We start from the raw sequence: 15,960 nt of genomic DNA, 5'->3' as shown, positions 1-15,960 counted from the left end.
AGACATTTTTCACAATGTGTTACACAAAATAGCGTTATTTTGTAGAAAGTTATTAATTGAAAATGTTAGTTTAGCTTAACTATATTGCTTTGAATTGGCGCACGCTATTTTGCGCAATACTTTTTAATGGAAAACAAAAATGAAAAAGATTATTGGTTTTAGTGCAATCGCACTTGCAGTTTTAAGTGGTTGTTCAAATACGGCTTCGGTTTCAGTGGCGCCTCAGGCCTCTTTACTATCAGATACGTTAGTTGTAAGTCCTAACGATAACCGCGAATATAAAACACTTAAGCTGGCAAACGACATTGAAGTAATTTTAGTGTCAGATCCAGGTGCTGAAAAATCTGCAGCGGCACTAAGCGTTGGTGTTGGTTTACTGCACGACCCAATGTCGCAACAAGGTATGGCGCATTATTTAGAGCACATGCTGTTTTTAGGCACAGAACGCTACCCAGACACAAAAGGGTATTCTGATTTTATGACCAAAAATGGTGGCGCGCACAATGCGTATACTTGGCTCGATATTACTAATTACATGTTTAAAATTAATAACGACGCGTTTGATGAAGGGCTAGACCGTTTTGCTGATTTTTTCAAAGCGCCTAAGTTATACCCAGAATACACAGATAAAGAAAAAAATGCAGTGAATGCAGAGTGGTCAATGCGCCGCGAAATGGACTTTTTTGGACAATTTAAACTCGCGCGCAAAATGATGGGCGATCACCCAGCTAATCGCTTTTTAATTGGTAACCTAGAAACCCTTGGCGATAAAGAAAACAGTTCACTTCATAAAGAAACGGTTGATTTTTATAATAAATACTACTCTTCAAATATTATGAAAGTTGCGCTTATTTCTAATTTACCTATTGCTGAAATGGAGCAAAAAGCGCAAAAATACTTTGCTGACATAAAAAATAAAAATATCGAAAAACCAACAGTGACTGCAAAACTTGATTTTGATAACGCTGGCGGAAAACGCGTGTTTTATGCACCAAATGAAGATGTAAAACAGCTGCAACTTGATTTCACCATTGCTAATAATAATAGCGAATTTGCACTTAAACCAAACCGATTTGTGGCGTATTTACTAAGTAATGAAATGCCGGGCAGCCCAGCGCAACTTCTTCGTGATAAAGGATGGGTGTCTCAGCTTTCAGCTTCAGCTGCACCAAATCAATATGGCAACTATGGTTCGTTAAATGTAAATGTAGAGCTTACAGATGAAGGCATGAAAAATCGTGACGAAATAGTTGCGACTATTATGCAGTACATCGATTTAATTAAAAAAGAAGGCGTTGATAGCAAGTACTTCAACGAAATTCGTACTTCCCTTAATAACCAGTTTAAGTTTTTAGAAAAAGGTGATGAGTTTAATTATGTAAGCTCGCTTACGCAAAGCATGCAAGACTATCCGTTAAATCACGCTATTAATGCACCTTATTATTATGCAAAGTTTGACGCTGACGCTGTAAACAATGTACTTGAGCAGTTAAATGCCGATACCCTTCGTATTTGGTATGTATCGCAGCAAGAAGAGACAGACTCAAAACTACACTTTTACGACGGTAAATACCGCATCAGTGACATTAGCGATGATGAAATTGCCAGCTGGAAAAAACCAAGCGAATTTAAGTTAGCACTACCGACTGTAAACAATTTATTGCCTGAAAATTTTGCAATAAAAACGCAAGCATTTAAAGAGCAAAAACACCCAGAACTTGCTTACGATAAAAATGGTGTAAAAGTATGGCGCCAAGCAAGTCAAAAATTTGCAGAGCAGCCAAAAGGGCTTGTTGAAGTTTATATAAATACTCAACCCGGTTTGAACGATATTAAAGCAGAAGTACTTTATTCTGTTTGGGCTGATTTATACAATATTCAACAAAGTCAGTTAAGTACCGAAGCAGCAATCGCCGGTATGAGCGTAAGCTTAGCACCGAGTAATGGTCTTGTTTTATCTATGAGTGGTTTTACAGATAAGCAAGATGTATTGCTTAAACAAGCTTTAACCGGATTAAAAGCCGATGAAACAGCACAAGCATTTAGCCAAGCGGTAGATCGCTTTAAGCGTAATTTACTAAACCAACAAAAGCAGTTTCCGTATGCACAAGCATTTGGCGAGTATTCAAAACTAACCCGTACAGGTGGCTTTGATACAGATGCGCTTATAAAAGCCGCTGACTCACTGAGTGTTGCCGACTTAGCACAATTAAAAACAGCTACGTTTGCACAAAACGATTTACGCGTATTTAGTTACGGTAACTACGATCAGCAAGATATTGACGCGATTGCACAAGAGTTAAGTGCAACATTACCAAGTAATCATAAGCGCAGTGAATTTGCACGAAGCAAAGCGTGGTTGCCACAACCGGGCGAAACACTGGTACTGCAAAAAGATATCGATGTAGCCGATGTAGCGGTGGTTGATATGACCGTTCATCCTGTTGCGGGTTACAAACAAAAAGCAGAAGCAGCTGTATTACAAAGCCACTTTAGAACAGTTGCGTTTGATAAAATGCGTACTGAGGAGCAACTTGCATACGCAGTAGGTGCATTAGCTCGCCCAATCGAGGATTACTCAGCAATTGGTTTGTATATTCAAACACCAGTTAAAGGACCAAAAGAAATACAAGCTCGTTTTGATAAGTTTAAAAAAGAATACGCAGTTGAACTTGATAACATGAGCGAAGAGACTTTTGAGCAGCTGAAAAACTCTACCCTTGTATCACTTAAAGAGCAGCCTAAAAACTTAAGTGACGAAATGAGCCCACTTATAAACGATTGGTACCGTGAAAACTTTACCTTTGATTCTAAGCAAAAGCTGATTGATGAAGTTGAAAAAGTAACGCTTGCAGATATAAAAGACTACTACAAGCAAACAATGCTTAACCCTAATGCTGCACGTTTAAATGTGCAATTACGCGGGACTAAGTTTATAGAAAGTGACTTTGCCGATTTACCAAATCAAACTAAAATCACAACGCTTGATGCCTATTACAATGGTATTAAACTACAAAAATAAGCTTTATTTATGTAGCTAAAATAAACCCCAATGTATCACTACATTGGGGTTTTTATTTATTCAGCTAATTTACTAATAATACCAATTCGCTTAATTAAGTGATCTATTTTGAGGATGGAAAAACGTGTTGATAGCTAGGCAAAAAATTCGCTATTTAGTTGTTCTAAATGAAAATTTTTTAACGCAGGTAGCGACTCGTTTAGCCCCGCAAAATGATTAAGTATTATTGCGGATTGGTATAGTATTTAAGCCATTATTAAAAAGCCTATAACAGCTAATGCCGCAGCAATTAGCGTGTATGGCAATTGTGTAACAGCATGGCTCATTAAATTACAACCAGAACCTTGCGCTGCGAGTACGGTTGAATCTGAGTAAAAACACGCTTGGCTACCAAAAGAAGAAGCCGATAATAGCGCCCCAATGACCAGTGGTATGTTTGCATCAACCGCATTAGCCAGTGGCATAACAATGGGAATTGATACAGCAAAAATACCCCAGCTAGACCCCGTTGCAAACGCTAAAATAGCCATTGAAATAAATACCACGGCTGGTAAGTATGCCGCGGTCATATAAGGGCTTAAGCTGCCAATAACAAACTGAGGCAAACCAATTAAGTCGCATACATCTTTAAATATAAACGCAGCTATAACAGTACCAATCGCGGGGATCATACTTTTAAAGCCATCAAGCATGCGTTCAATCATTTCACTTACGCTCATTAATTTTTGTAGTGCATAAAACGGGAGAGTGACCGCCATTGTTGCTAATAAGCCTTTGTATACGTCTATTTCAAAGTAAACAGTAAATGCAACCAGTAAAATAATCGGCACCAAAAAGTTACGTAATTTACCTTTAGGATCAGCATCTTCAAAGTTCTCTTCTACGGCTTTTACCGCATATTCATCCGCTGTTTGAACGTCATTGTATTGGGCAGGGTCGACTTGAGCTTGCTCAATTTGCGCCATTTGCTCTGCTTTTTTCATTGGACCAATCGCAGGAATAATACCCAGCACAACAAGTACAACAACAAGCACTGCAAACCACGCATAAAACATATACGGTATGGCTTGGATATAAACTGCAATCCCTTTGCCTTCTTCTGCAATACCGTTATCTACAAGTAAGCCACCAAAAAAAACCGCCCAAGTAGATAAAGGGACAAGTACACAAATTGGTGCAGCAGTAGAGTCTACAACATAGGCAAGCATCTCACGGCTCACTTTAAATTTATCGGTAATGCGTTTCATGGTTTCACCCACGGTAAGCGCATTTAAGTAGTCATCAATAAAAATAACTACACCCAAACAAAAGGTCATAAACAAAGATGAACGCTTACCTTTAGTGTATTTAAGGGCTAACTTGCCAAAAGCCGATGCGCCACCTGTGCGCACTAATAGCGCGATTAAAGCGCCAAAGCCACCACATACAAGTATTAGCCAGCCGATGGTTTCGTCTGTCATCACTTTTAGAGATGTACTCGCAAAGTTAGTAAGTACCTGTGCAGGATCGGCGATAACTAAACCAACTAAAGCACCAATAAGTAAAGATAAAATAGGGCGGCGTAATACAACAGCCAATACAACTACCACCAAAGGTGGCAGTAAACTTAACGCAGAAGGTTCAAGCATTTAAGTATTCACAAAATTAAAAGCATGTATAAAAATTACAATAGTATTAATTTTTAAACTGCTTATACAAAAACAAAGAAGATGATAAGTTTGTTGTAAAATCATCTTCCAAGTCACTGCTTTTGTACGCGAGGGAGGGACACATAAACAGTTATGTTAAATAGCGGCTTAAGTGAAACGCGTTGGCTTTGGCGCCAGACGGTGCAAGGAGTGCAAACCGCTATTGTTGTGCCTGTAAAAACATCGGCGCAAAAATAATCTGCTTTTTAATTTCAGTCAACAAAAAGTTACATGCAAAACAAAGTTTTTTAGAGGAGCTTACATTGAACGCTGTATTTAAAACAAATCGATTGTTGTTGCGCCATGCAAATGAGCTTGATGCAGCTATTTTACTTAAGCTAGTTAATCAGGCGAGTTTCATAGAGCATATTGGTGATAAAGCAATCTATACCCTTGATGATGCCAAGTCGTACATTATAGGGCCTGTTTATCTTTCGAGGTTAAATTTGCAGCAGTATGTTTGGTATTTAGGCAAGGCAGAGCCTATGTAGTGTGGTTATTCCCCATAAATAGGCGATAACACAGCATAAATGCCAAACATGCGCTGCCCGAAGGGTTCTACCTAGGGGCAATTAACTCTTTGTTGCTCGGTTTTTACTTAGCCCACTAGGTTATAAACCTCACGCCGCGATTAAATCGCCCCTAGATTGAACAAATTTTAATCCTGAAAGGTCAACAGGCCCTAGTCATTTATTGCTTCTCATGTACGCCAAGGCTTTGGGCCTTACATTATTACTTTGCATAATGCTGTAGTGGTTGGCGTTGTTGGGTTTTATAAACGCGCCGCGTTACTGCAACCTGATTTAGGTTTTGCACTTGTAAGCGGTTTTGAAAAAAAGGGTTATGTTTTTGAAGCGGCCAGCGCACTTTTGCAATATAAGCATGAATTTGGAATTACAAAACTGTGTGCAATAACATCACCAGATAATAGGGCATCGCAGAATGTGTTGTTAAAATTGGGCTTTAAAATAAAGGGCAAGGCGGTTATCAATGATGATAAAACCGCCGTGATTATATTGTCACTTAACGATTAAAGTCTTGCTTGTTCTATTTGTTTTGCAACATTTAGGTTTATATTTAGCCATGTTGCTTCAAGTGTCGAAACCAGGCCATCATAGCCATCATCATCAATAGGGACCAATTGCGAAAAATTATTAATACTTATAAGGCGTCGGCCTGTTTCAGGGTGTGTGTAATATAAACGCCAAAGCCCAGAAATATCAGCGTTACCTTGCATATCGCCATTAAAGTGGTGAATTTCGTATTCAAGCTCATAAAACGTTTGTTGATCAAGTTCAGTAATGACCGGTAAGCCTTTTATTACCATCCAGTTGGGCATAGCATTAAAAAGTGTTTGCTGGGCTGTTGCAGTAAGCATTACATCTGGCGATTCGCCCCACAGGTTGTAATTTGCAGCATGAATTTGGTTGCTATCTATTTTCATCGCAATGCCCAAATTATTTAAAGCGCCTCTAAGTACAACAGTTTGTATTCTTAGTTGCGCATCTGTATCTGCAACGTTTCGAGACGATGCACCTATAGGCTGCTCAAACTGGTAATACTGTGTCGCAGTTTGTATTGATGAACTACAACCTGCCAATAGTAATAATAAACTTGCAGTTAAAAATAACGATTTCATTATTGCTTCCTTGGTTTTGGATCTGCTGGTAATGATTTATCAAAAATTAGCATATTAGGTTGCTCGTTTAATCCGCGAGTTAGAGGCTGTAGGCCCTCACTTAAACGTTTAAACTCTTTTAATGTTTGCTGTATTTGATGATGAAGTTCAGAACCGGCTTGGTAACTGGCCATGGTTTTATCAAATTGGCGCATAGTGACTTCAAACTGCTCCATACTTTTTGTCATCTTTTCGAAGTTACGATTAAAGTCGCCTGGTAAGTTTTGTGTATCTTTTTGGCTTAGCAGCTCTCGCATTTCATTAGCAAGCGCTCGGTAATCGGTAAATGTGGCTTGCATTTGTGCCAAGCTATCTTCAACCTTTAAGTTATTTACTTTATTAAGTACGTCAGAAACTTGATCTGCTAATACAGTTATACCGCTTGAAATACTCGGAAAAACATCATACTGCACAAGTTTACCTAGGTGCGCTTCTGGCGCGTCGGGGTATATATCAAAATCTACATACACAGCACCCGTTAATAAATTACCAGGCTTTAACGAGGCGCGCATCCCACTTTCAATCCAGCCCTTTAAACTGCCTTGCCAATACTCTTTTGCTGAAGCACTGTCATGATACAAGCGTCCGTATTCTACTTTTATAAGCACTGGAACCGCCGTATTATGGTTTCTAAAGTGGGCAGGTTTACCGTCAATAATTACATTGGCAGGGGTTTCAACAACAGTACCTACACGCATACCTCTGTATTCGACAGGTGCACCTGTGCGTAGTCCTCGAACTGACTGTTCAAATTCAATTAGGTAGTAATCAAAATCATAAAAGCGCTCTTCTAACGCCTCTTTATAGCTTTGGCTTAATGAAAAGCTATGCCCATCTTGTGCTATTTCACCCGGGGCCTGTTGTTCAGGTAAACCAACCGAAATACCGCCTTTTAATAGTTTACTCAAAGAGCCCGTATTAATATTGATACCATCGGCAGATAGGTCAATTTCAATTCCTGCGTTCACCCAAAATATTGAGTTCATGGTGATCAGATTTTGATAAGGGGCTTTAATAAATACGCCATACTTCATTGCTTGGTTTTCCCAATCAAAAGTGGCGGTTTCTATTTGCCCTATTTTATAATTTTTGAAGAATATACCGGTGCTTACATCAAGTACTTCAGCGTTGTAACTCATTAATTTAAAACGACCACCTTTCACATCTTTACCAATGAGGGCGGGTTCATCTTGTAACTTAAAACGCTCTTTTAGTTCTTTACTTTCACCGGGTGAAAACTCTAAATATACACCAGACAATAACGTACTCATCCCGCTAATACCTGTTTCATCAATGCGTGGTTTTACGACCCAAATTTTGGCATCGTCAGTCAGTAGCTCGTTGTAATTTTTATCTATTTGCGCGCGAGCAATTACGCTGTCTTGCGTGTCGGATAGCCGAACATGATCAATTTGACCTATTTTTACACTGCGCACTTTTATTTCAGTCTTACCTGCAATAATACCTTCTGCTTGTGGCATTTCGATAAAAATAGTAGGGCCTTTATTAGCTTGGTATTGGTATAACATCCACATGCCCACTAACAGCGCAATTGCCGGAATGATCCAGATAGCTGAAATTTTCGGTTCTTTTGTTATTTCGGCGGTTTCGGTCATGCTTTGTTCTCTGATTTTTTGTTTTTAGGGGAATCCCACAATAAGCGTGGGTCAAAGGCATGGGCAGCCATCATTTGGCATATTACCATAACTGTAAAAAATACAATGCCTAATCCTGGCGTTACTGACATTAAATTACCCAGTTGAACTAAGGCCACTAAAATAGCAACCACGAATACATCTATCATCGACCATTTACCAATAAACTCAGTCAGTTGATAAATTCGGGTGTAACTTTTTGTATGTTTATTGGCAGGCCTTGTAACCATAAAGCATAAAAAGCTCAATACAAAAGCTTTAGCAAGTGGCACCACAACGCTGGCTAAAAATATAATAGCGGCAATAGGGTAGGAGCCACTTTTCCAAAGAGTAATAACACCACCAATTAAAGTCGAAGGGGATTCATCCCCAAGGCTAGTGGTGTGCATAATAGGTAAAACATTTGCTGGAATATAACAAACAACAGAAGTAATTAGCCAAGCTGCTGCTTTTTGTACGCTATAAGGATTTCTAACGTGTGTTTTTGTATGGCAACGCTGGCAAATATTACCGGTACATAGTTGATGGCACACATGGCAGGCTTTAATATTTTCATCTATTGCACGTTTAGCATGCTCTGCGCCTTCGAGTACTTTTACAGGCTTTATTTGAGCCCATAAGCGTGGGCGATTTAAGTGAACAAGTGCAGCTATGTATAAAATAACAAACCCCACATAAGCCCAAAAACTCGTGCCGAAGCTAATATCAGCCAGCGACATGATTTTAACCATACTAACAAGTACGCCAATTAAAAATATTTCCGACATAATCCAAGGCTCTAACGCCAAAGTGAACTTTAGTAGTCGCCTTGCAATGCTCTCTGGTAATGCTTTTAAAAGCCCAAGATGCAAAGGAATTAAAATAACAAGCAAACCCATGGGCAGGGCAATAATGCTCAAATCAATAAATAAGCCAAGTAGCTCACTATCATAATTAAACAAAATTCGAGCCGCGTCGGGCAGTGTAATAGTTTGAGTTATACCGCTACTACTAAATGAAATAAAAGGGTAAAACATACTGCTGAGCAACATTAATAGTGCGCTAAAGCTTAGTGCAACTATGCGACTGTCGTGATTAACATCGGCTTCGCAAAGTTTATGGTGACAATGTGGGCATATCGCCATTTGTTTTGCGATTATGCGAGGTATATCTATGATCAGATCGCAGCAGGGGCAGACAGTTTGCAATTTAATACCAAGCAAGAAGAATATTTCTTCAATTTTGCTATATTTAATACATTAATACAACGCGTTCTGCCATCAAGCTGCTCGTTATATAAAGGAAGCGTGTGAAATATTATTTGTACTGCATACAAATGTGGCTCTTTATTTGTTCGCAAAATGCTGTGGCTATTAATAAAGAGCGAGAAGTAATTATCGCCGCGAGCGCATCAATTCCGCCCTATGTTTTTGCAAAAACAGACTCGGGTATACACCTAGGTTTAATTAAAGCCGCGTTAAAGGCTAATGGATTTGCCAATATTAATGTGCAATATATGTCTAATAAACGCGCTGAGCATCAATTGCATAATAAAGGAGTAGATATACTTTTAAATTATGCAGGAGGAAGTAGTCCTGGTATTTACTCAAGTAAACCGGTACTTAGTTATGAAAATGTAGCCATTACACTCAAGCGAAATAAATATAATATTGATAAAATAGAAGGCATGTTTAATAAAAACGTTCTTGCTTTTCAAAATGCAACTGCATATCTGCCTTCTATATTTAAAAGTAATGTTAAACACTTTAGCTCATATCAAGAGGTTATTAATCAAAAAGCGCAAGTAGATAAGCTGTTAAAAGGTTGGGTGGATGTAATTGTGTTAGACAAGCGTATTTTTTACTATTACTACAATCAACATAAATCACCCGAAGCTGTGCAAATTTACACTTTATTTACAAAAGCAGAGCGACCTGCTTATTTTAATAACTTCTCTTTAGCTACTGAGTTTGATATTGGTTTGGCGCTCATCAAGCAAAACGGTACTTATAAAAGAATTTTTGATGAAGGCCAAACCCATTCATCAATCAAATAACGCCACTGTTTGACGTGTAAGCGCTATTAGCTCACCGGATTGTGACCATATACAGCCATCTTCTAAACCGTAACCATCTTTTGAGTGATGAGTGATTGCTTCAAAGCCAAGCCATTCGCCAGGTGATAAGTTTGGCTCTTGTACAAACTCTAAATACCATGACATGCTACTAGCTGGAGCGGGTTGTTTAAACATTTGTAATAACGTAGGTGGCCATGCATCTGTTAATGCAATTACATGCGCTTCAGTTATTTGTTCGGGCGTATGTTTAAAGCGCATCCATCCCCCTAAGTGAGACGTTTCTGCGCTGCTAAATGGCATGGCACCTTGTTGAGGGCATAAATCAACATGTTGAAAAAATTCAGGCATCTGGCCTTTAATAAAAGGTAGAGTATGGCGTTCGTCTACCGGTTTTAACCCTAAAGACTTTGAAACAGGCACATTTACACCCGACTCTCTACTTTTAGCAAAACACGCTTGTACAATTACACACACTTGTTCATTTTGAATGGCTTTGGCGAGTACCTGTGTGCTGCTTTTACCTTGTCGTAATATTTCTACCGATAACGAAAAGGGAGTATCAGCTAGTAATGGCCCTACAAAATTTGTACTGAGTGAGAGTAGGCGACGATCATTAGATACTTTTCCTCTGATAGCTTGATACAACAGTGCGGCTGAGAGCCCACCAAAAGCAGTTCTGCCTTGGCACCAGTTTTCTGGAAATTGCATTGTGCTAGTTAATTGTTCGGTATTGTCTGAACTTCCAATTTTTGCAGCTTGGAGAAGTAATTGTTCAAAATGCATGAAGATGTCCTTTTATAGTGCGATTTAATAAATTTATAACACAACCAAACTAGTCAGACCAGTAATTAAAAACGTCTCTGGCGGTGCAAAAATCACCATTCCTTACAATTATTAGGGTTATTTTGTAAATAAAACACAAAAAATGGATTTTTTTTCATTTTTACAGTTGAAATAAGTTTGGCGCATCCCTATTTACTATGTCATCGAACGTATTAACGAATATTGAAGTTGGAGAAGTTTCATGGGTAAAATTATTGGAATCGATTTAGGTACTACAAACTCTTGTGTTGCAGTACTTGATGGTGGCAAAGCACGTGTTATTGAAAACGCGGAAGGCGATCGCACAACCCCGTCTATTATTGCTTACACGCAAGACGGCGAAACATTAGTAGGTCAATCTGCTAAGCGTCAAGCGGTTACTAACCCGACAAACACATTATTTGCAATCAAGCGTTTAATTGGTCGTCGTTTTGAAGACGAAGAAGTACAACGCGATATCGGCATTATGCCGTTTAAAATCATTAAAGCTGATAACGGCGATGCATGGGTAGAAGCGGGTGGCGAAAAACGCGCTGCACCACAAATTTCTGCTGAAGTACTGAAAAAAATGAAGAAAACGGCAGAGGACTTCTTAGGTGAAGAAGTAACTGAAGCTGTAATCACAGTACCTGCATACTTTAACGATTCACAACGTCAAGCAACGAAAGATGCTGGTCGTATTGCGGGTCTTGAAGTTAAACGTATTATCAATGAGCCAACTGCTGCGGCACTTGCTTACGGTATGGATAAAAACCGTGGCGAAAACATCGTTGCAGTATATGACTTAGGTGGCGGTACTTTCGATTTATCAATCATTGAAATTGATGAAGTTGAAGGCGAGCACACTTTTGAAGTACTTGCTACAAACGGTGATACTCACTTAGGTGGTGAAGATTTCGATAACCGTGTAATCAACTACTTAGTAGCTGAATTCAAGAAAGATCAAGGTTTAGACTTAAAAACTGATCCTCTTGCAATGCAACGTGTTAAAGAAGCTGCTGAAAAAGCAAAAATTGAACTGTCATCTGCACAATCAACTGAAGTAAACCTTCCGTATGTAACTGCTGATGCATCTGGTCCTAAGCACATGAACGTGAAACTAACACGTGCTAAGCTTGAATCACTAGTTGAAGATTTAGTAACTAAGTCTCTAGAGCCACTTAAACGTGCACTTGCTGATGCTGATTTATCAGTAAGCGACATCAACGATATTATTCTTGTTGGTGGCCAAACACGTATGCCTTTAGTACAAAAAACAGTTGCTGATTTCTTCGGTAAAGAACCACGTAAAGACGTAAACCCTGATGAAGCAGTTGCAGTAGGCGCAGCGATTCAAGGTGGTGTACTTGCTGGTGACGTTAAAGATGTACTATTACTAGACGTTTCTCCATTATCTCTAGGTATTGAGACAATGGGCTCAGTAATGACTGCATTAATTGAGAAAAACACGACGATTCCTACTAAGAAATCGCAAACATTCTCAACAGCTGAAGATAACCAATCTGCTGTAACAATTCACGTGTTACAAGGTGAGCGTAAACGTTCAAGCGACAATAAATCTTTAGGTCAATTTAACCTAGAAGGTATTCGCCCAGCACAACGTGGTACACCGCAAATCGAAGTAACATTCGATGTTGATGCCGATGGTATCTTACATGTATCTGCGAAAGATAAAGATACAGGTAAAGAGCAAAAAATCACAATTCAAGCATCTTCAGGCCTAAGTGATGAAGAAGTTGAAAAAATGGTTCGTGATGCAGAAGCACATGCTGAAGACGATAAAAAGTTTGAAGAACTTGTAGCTGCTCGTAACCAAGCTGATGCTCTAGTACACGGTACTCGTAAGCAAATTGAAGAAGCTGGCGATGCATTACCAAGCGAAGACAAAGAAGCGATTGAAGCGGCTGTTGTAGATTTAGAAGCTGCTATTAAGAGCGACAACAAAGAAGAGATTGAAGCTAAAACTCAAGCTCTTGCTGAAAAGTCTCAAAAACTAATGGAAATTGCACAAGCGAAAGCACAGCAAGGTTCAGCAGATGCAGGCGAGCAACAGCAATCAGCTAAGCAAGACGACGACGTTGTTGATGCAGAGTTCGAAGAAGTGAAAGACGACAAGTAATTGTTGCTAACGCTTCTCGCTAGCCAAAAACACTTAACTCAATCGAGTGTTTAGGTTAGGATGAACAATTGAGGCGCGCGAGCAATAGCTTGTCGCGCCTTTTGCATGTATTTAAGGTTTGAAAATTCAATGATAAATCGATGCGATTTATCGGTTTATCCAGCAGCTCACGCTGCAAACAGAAAAGAGTAGTGTGATAGATATGTCAAAACGCGATTATTACGAAGCCCTCGGCGTAAGCAAAGATGCGAGTGAGCGAGACATAAAAAAAGCGTATAAACGCTTAGCGATGAAATATCATCCAGATCGTACCGCAGGCGATAAAGAGCTTGAAACTAAATTTAAAGAAGTTAAAGAAGCTTACGAGATTTTAACTGATCCTCAAAAACGCCAAATGTATGACCAACATGGTCACGCGGCATTTGAACAGGGCGGTGGCGGTGGTCATGGCGGCTTTGGTGGCGGTCATGGCGATTTTGGTGATGTATTTGGTGACGTATTTGGCGATATTTTTGGTGGCGGCGGTGGTCGACGTCAATCTCGTCAACAACGTGGTTCTGACTTACGTTACAACATGGACTTGAGCTTAGAAGAAGCGGTTCGTGGTAAAGAAGTTGAAATTAAAGTACCAACATGGGTGGGTTGTGAGCCATGTGATGGCAGTGGTGCTAAAGCAGGTTCTAAGCCTAAAACATGTACTACGTGTCATGGTGCTGGCCAAGTACAAATGCGCCAAGGTTTCTTTGCTGTTCAGCAAACGTGTCCAACGTGTCAGGGACAAGGTCAGATTATTTCAGACCCTTGTAACAAATGTCATGGCCAGGGCCGCGTAGAAAAAACTAAAACGCTTTCAGTTAAAATTCCAGCTGGCGTTGATACTGGAGACCGTATCCGCTTAACGGGTGAAGGTGAAGCCGGAATGCACGGCGCGCCATCTGGCGACTTGTACGTGCAAGTATCTGTTCGCGAACATGAAATATTTGTACGTGAAGCAAATAATTTATACTGTGAAGTACCAATTAGCTTTACAACAGCAGGTCTTGGTGGCGAAATTCAGGTGCCTACACTTGATGGTCGTGCAAAACTTAAAATACCTTCTGAAACGCAAACGGGCAAAATGTTCCGTATGCGTGGCAAAGGCGTTAAGTCTGTTCGAAGTGGTGCCCAAGGCGATCTAATTTGTAAGGTAGTAATCGAAACGCCAGTTAATCTTAACGAGCGTCAACGTGAACTACTGCAAGAGTTAGATGAAAGTATGGGTACAGATAGCTCGAAAAATCGTCCTAAAGAGCAAGGCTTTTTTGACGGTGTTAAAAAGTTTTTTGATGATTTAACTAAGTAAATTATTATTAATAATGAAACGGCGCTTTTTAGCGTCGTTTTTTTTGCTTTAAATTTTATTTTTGTTACTGTTAAAAAAAACACGATTAAATAGTATGACCCCAGCAATCGAATTACTTAAAAAACAAAAAATCCCCTTTGAAGTACTCAGTTACGAACACGATGCAGGTAATAGTCAATATGGGCTTGAAGCTGTTGAAAAGTTAAATTTAGATAGCGCCCAAGTATATAAAACCCTCGTTCTTGAAACACATGAAAGGCAGCTAATTGTTGCTGTTACTCCTGTGTCGCAACAAGTTAACTTAAAACAGTTAGCAAAATTATGTGGTGCCAAAAAAGTAGCCATGGCTGCCCCGCAAAAAGTTCAAGCTAGCACTGGTTATATTTTAGGTGGAGTAAGTCCACTTGCGCAAAAAAAACGCTTAGCTACGTTTATTCATAGTAGTGCTTCACTTTTTGATACTATTTATGTGAGCGCCGGAAAGCGAGGTTTAGAAATCGCACTCTCCCCAACTAATTTAGCGGCGTTAACTAGCGCTAAATTTGGCGATTTATAGCCTTTATTTTTAAAATCACTCTCCATAAAGGCAATTAACTCAAGTTAAGCAATTTGCTCAATACCTTATTTGTAACTACATTGAGAGTATCTTTATACCGTTAATATTTAATACCAAACGGTATTACACATTTTGTATACGGCTGTTTGTATGAACCTTTTAGATGTAGATTATTTTGCAATACTGGTGGCTGCACTGTCTTCTTTTATGCTTGGCGGCATATGGTATTCAAAAGCACTCTTTAAAAACGCTTGGCTAGAAAGTATTGGTTTAACTGACCTTGATTTACAATCAGCCAATCCTAAGTTGATATTTGGCGGCAGCTTCTTTTTAGTATTTATAGCGGCTTTAATGTTGTCTCTATTTTTAGGTAAAGACGCAAGTTTAGTTGAGTGTGTAGGAACAGGCTTTGTGATCGGCTTTTTTTGGATCAGTAGTTCACTAGGATTAAGTTATATATTTGAGCAACGCCCTTTAAAGCTATTTTTGATTAACGGGAGTTACTGTATTTTACAGTTTTCGTTAATGGGGCTTATTTTAGGTATTTGGCCGTAAGGGTTGAGTAGCCGTTAATACCCGGTTTGATTCTTACCTGAGAGTAGAGTAGGTTTATATAATCGTATTTACATGATTTGGTAGCGGTATTAATGAAAATATTAGTAGTTGATGATATGCCGCTCATGCGTCATGTTTTAATTAATATGCTAAGAAAGTTGGAGTATTGCAATATCGTTGAAGCTACTGATGGATTACAGGCTTTGGCTTTATTACGTGATCAGCATTTCGATTTGGTTATTACAGATCTTCATATGCCAAAAATGGATGGCGTTGATTTACTCACAAACATTCGAAAAGACAGAGCCCTTGCTGATATTCCTGTGTTGATGGTTACCTGTGAGGATAGTACAGATAAAGTTAAGCAAGTTATTGCAGCTAAAGTATCGGGATTTATAATCAAACCTTTTAATATGAATGTATTATCATCTCAATTAAACCGCTTCTTTTTCAAAGATTAGGTTATA

General features: G+C 39.1%; 13 protein-coding genes and 1 pseudogene. 9 read left to right on the top strand and 5 right to left on the bottom strand.

All coding sequences use genetic code 11. The features are described 5' to 3' along the window. Positions 1-139 precede the first annotated feature (139 nt). Entirely contained in the window at positions 140-3,022 is a 2,883-nt protein-coding gene (locus GQR47_RS00205; RefSeq protein ID WP_024603434.1) for an insulinase family protein, read from the top strand. A 245-nt stretch (positions 3,023-3,267) separates the two neighbouring features. Here the strand turns inward: GQR47_RS00205 and GQR47_RS00200 are convergent, their stop codons facing one another. Continuing rightward, on the bottom strand, positions 3,268-4,650 hold the full coding sequence (locus tag GQR47_RS00200) for a Na+/H+ antiporter NhaC family protein (protein ID WP_154902897.1): 1,383 nt from the start codon (positions 4,648-4,650) through the stop codon (positions 3,268-3,270). Between the two features lie 323 nt (positions 4,651-4,973). On the opposite strand from GQR47_RS00200, the pseudogene GQR47_RS00195 reads away from it, so the two are divergent. Both GQR47_RS00195 and GQR47_RS00190 read left to right on the top strand, forming a co-directional pair. Next, positions 4,974-5,126: pseudogene (locus GQR47_RS00195) on the top strand (N-acetyltransferase); the annotation flags it as partial. Between the two features lie 276 nt (positions 5,127-5,402). After that, on the top strand, positions 5,403-5,744 hold the full coding sequence (locus GQR47_RS00190) for a GNAT family N-acetyltransferase (RefSeq protein ID WP_261765619.1): 342 nt from the start codon (positions 5,403-5,405) through the stop codon (positions 5,742-5,744). On the opposite strand, the gene GQR47_RS00185 is transcribed toward GQR47_RS00190, so the two are convergent. The 3 genes from GQR47_RS00185 to GQR47_RS00175 are packed head-to-tail and all read right to left on the bottom strand — an operon-like array spanning position 5,741 to position 9,167. After that, positions 5,741-6,349, bottom strand: coding sequence for a PqiC family protein (locus tag GQR47_RS00185; RefSeq protein WP_024595769.1), 609 nt, complete (start codon positions 6,347-6,349; stop codon positions 5,741-5,743). The genes GQR47_RS00190 and GQR47_RS00185 overlap by 4 nt on opposite strands. After that, positions 6,349-8,004: an intermembrane transport protein PqiB gene (pqiB, locus tag GQR47_RS00180; RefSeq protein ID WP_002959056.1), complete on the bottom strand. Its 1,656-nt coding sequence runs from the start codon at positions 8,002-8,004 to the stop codon at positions 6,349-6,351. The genes GQR47_RS00185 and pqiB overlap by 1 nt, the downstream gene beginning before the upstream one ends. Further along, positions 8,001-9,167 (bottom strand): paraquat-inducible protein A, encoded by a 1,167-nt coding sequence (locus GQR47_RS00175; protein ID WP_024595565.1) that lies wholly within the window; start codon positions 9,165-9,167, stop codon positions 8,001-8,003. Before GQR47_RS00175 ends, pqiB begins: the two co-directional genes overlap by 4 nt. A gap of 164 nt (positions 9,168-9,331) precedes the next feature. On the opposite strand from GQR47_RS00175, the gene GQR47_RS00170 reads away from it, so the two are divergent. Further along, positions 9,332-10,078, top strand: coding sequence for a transporter substrate-binding domain-containing protein (locus GQR47_RS00170; RefSeq protein ID WP_024595564.1), 747 nt, complete (start codon positions 9,332-9,334; stop codon positions 10,076-10,078). On the opposite strand, the gene GQR47_RS00165 is transcribed toward GQR47_RS00170, so the two are convergent. Further along, a complete protein-coding gene (locus GQR47_RS00165; RefSeq protein ID WP_024595563.1) occupies positions 10,067-10,882 on the bottom strand; it encodes a thioesterase family protein in 816 nt (271 codons plus the stop codon). The two genes, GQR47_RS00170 and GQR47_RS00165, sit on opposite strands and share 12 nt — an antisense overlap. Before the next feature lie 241 nt (positions 10,883-11,123). Between GQR47_RS00165 and dnaK the strand changes: the two genes are divergently transcribed. The 5 genes from dnaK (at position 11,124) to GQR47_RS00140 (ending at position 15,954) form a co-directional block, all read left to right on the top strand. After that, positions 11,124-13,040 (top strand): molecular chaperone DnaK, encoded by a 1,917-nt coding sequence (gene dnaK, locus GQR47_RS00160; RefSeq protein ID WP_002959064.1) that lies wholly within the window; start codon positions 11,124-11,126, stop codon positions 13,038-13,040. A gap of 202 nt (positions 13,041-13,242) precedes the next feature. After that, entirely contained in the window at positions 13,243-14,382 is a 1,140-nt protein-coding gene (gene dnaJ, locus GQR47_RS00155) for a molecular chaperone DnaJ (RefSeq protein WP_002959065.1), read from the top strand. 94 nt (positions 14,383-14,476) lie between these two features. Then, positions 14,477-14,938 carry a Cys-tRNA(Pro) deacylase gene (gene ybaK, locus GQR47_RS00150; protein WP_165723362.1) on the top strand — a complete coding sequence of 154 codons (462 nt, stop codon included), beginning with the start codon at positions 14,477-14,479 and terminating at the stop codon, positions 14,936-14,938. Positions 14,939-15,088: 150 nt separating this feature from the next. After that, positions 15,089-15,493 carry a DUF1761 domain-containing protein gene (locus GQR47_RS00145; RefSeq protein ID WP_024595561.1) on the top strand — a complete coding sequence of 135 codons (405 nt, stop codon included), beginning with the start codon at positions 15,089-15,091 and terminating at the stop codon, positions 15,491-15,493. A 92-nt stretch (positions 15,494-15,585) separates the two neighbouring features. Continuing rightward, positions 15,586-15,954, top strand: a complete 369-nt coding sequence (locus GQR47_RS00140; RefSeq protein WP_024595560.1) for a response regulator — start codon at positions 15,586-15,588, stop codon at positions 15,952-15,954. Positions 15,955-15,960 lie beyond the last annotated feature (6 nt).

Origin of the sequence: Pseudoalteromonas sp. Z1A2, assembly GCF_011378755.1 — a bacterium.
GTDB lineage: Bacteria > Pseudomonadota > Gammaproteobacteria > Enterobacterales > Alteromonadaceae > Pseudoalteromonas > Pseudoalteromonas distincta.
Note: the sequence above shows the minus strand (reverse complement) of the source record. Positions and strands in the feature narration are given on the sequence as shown.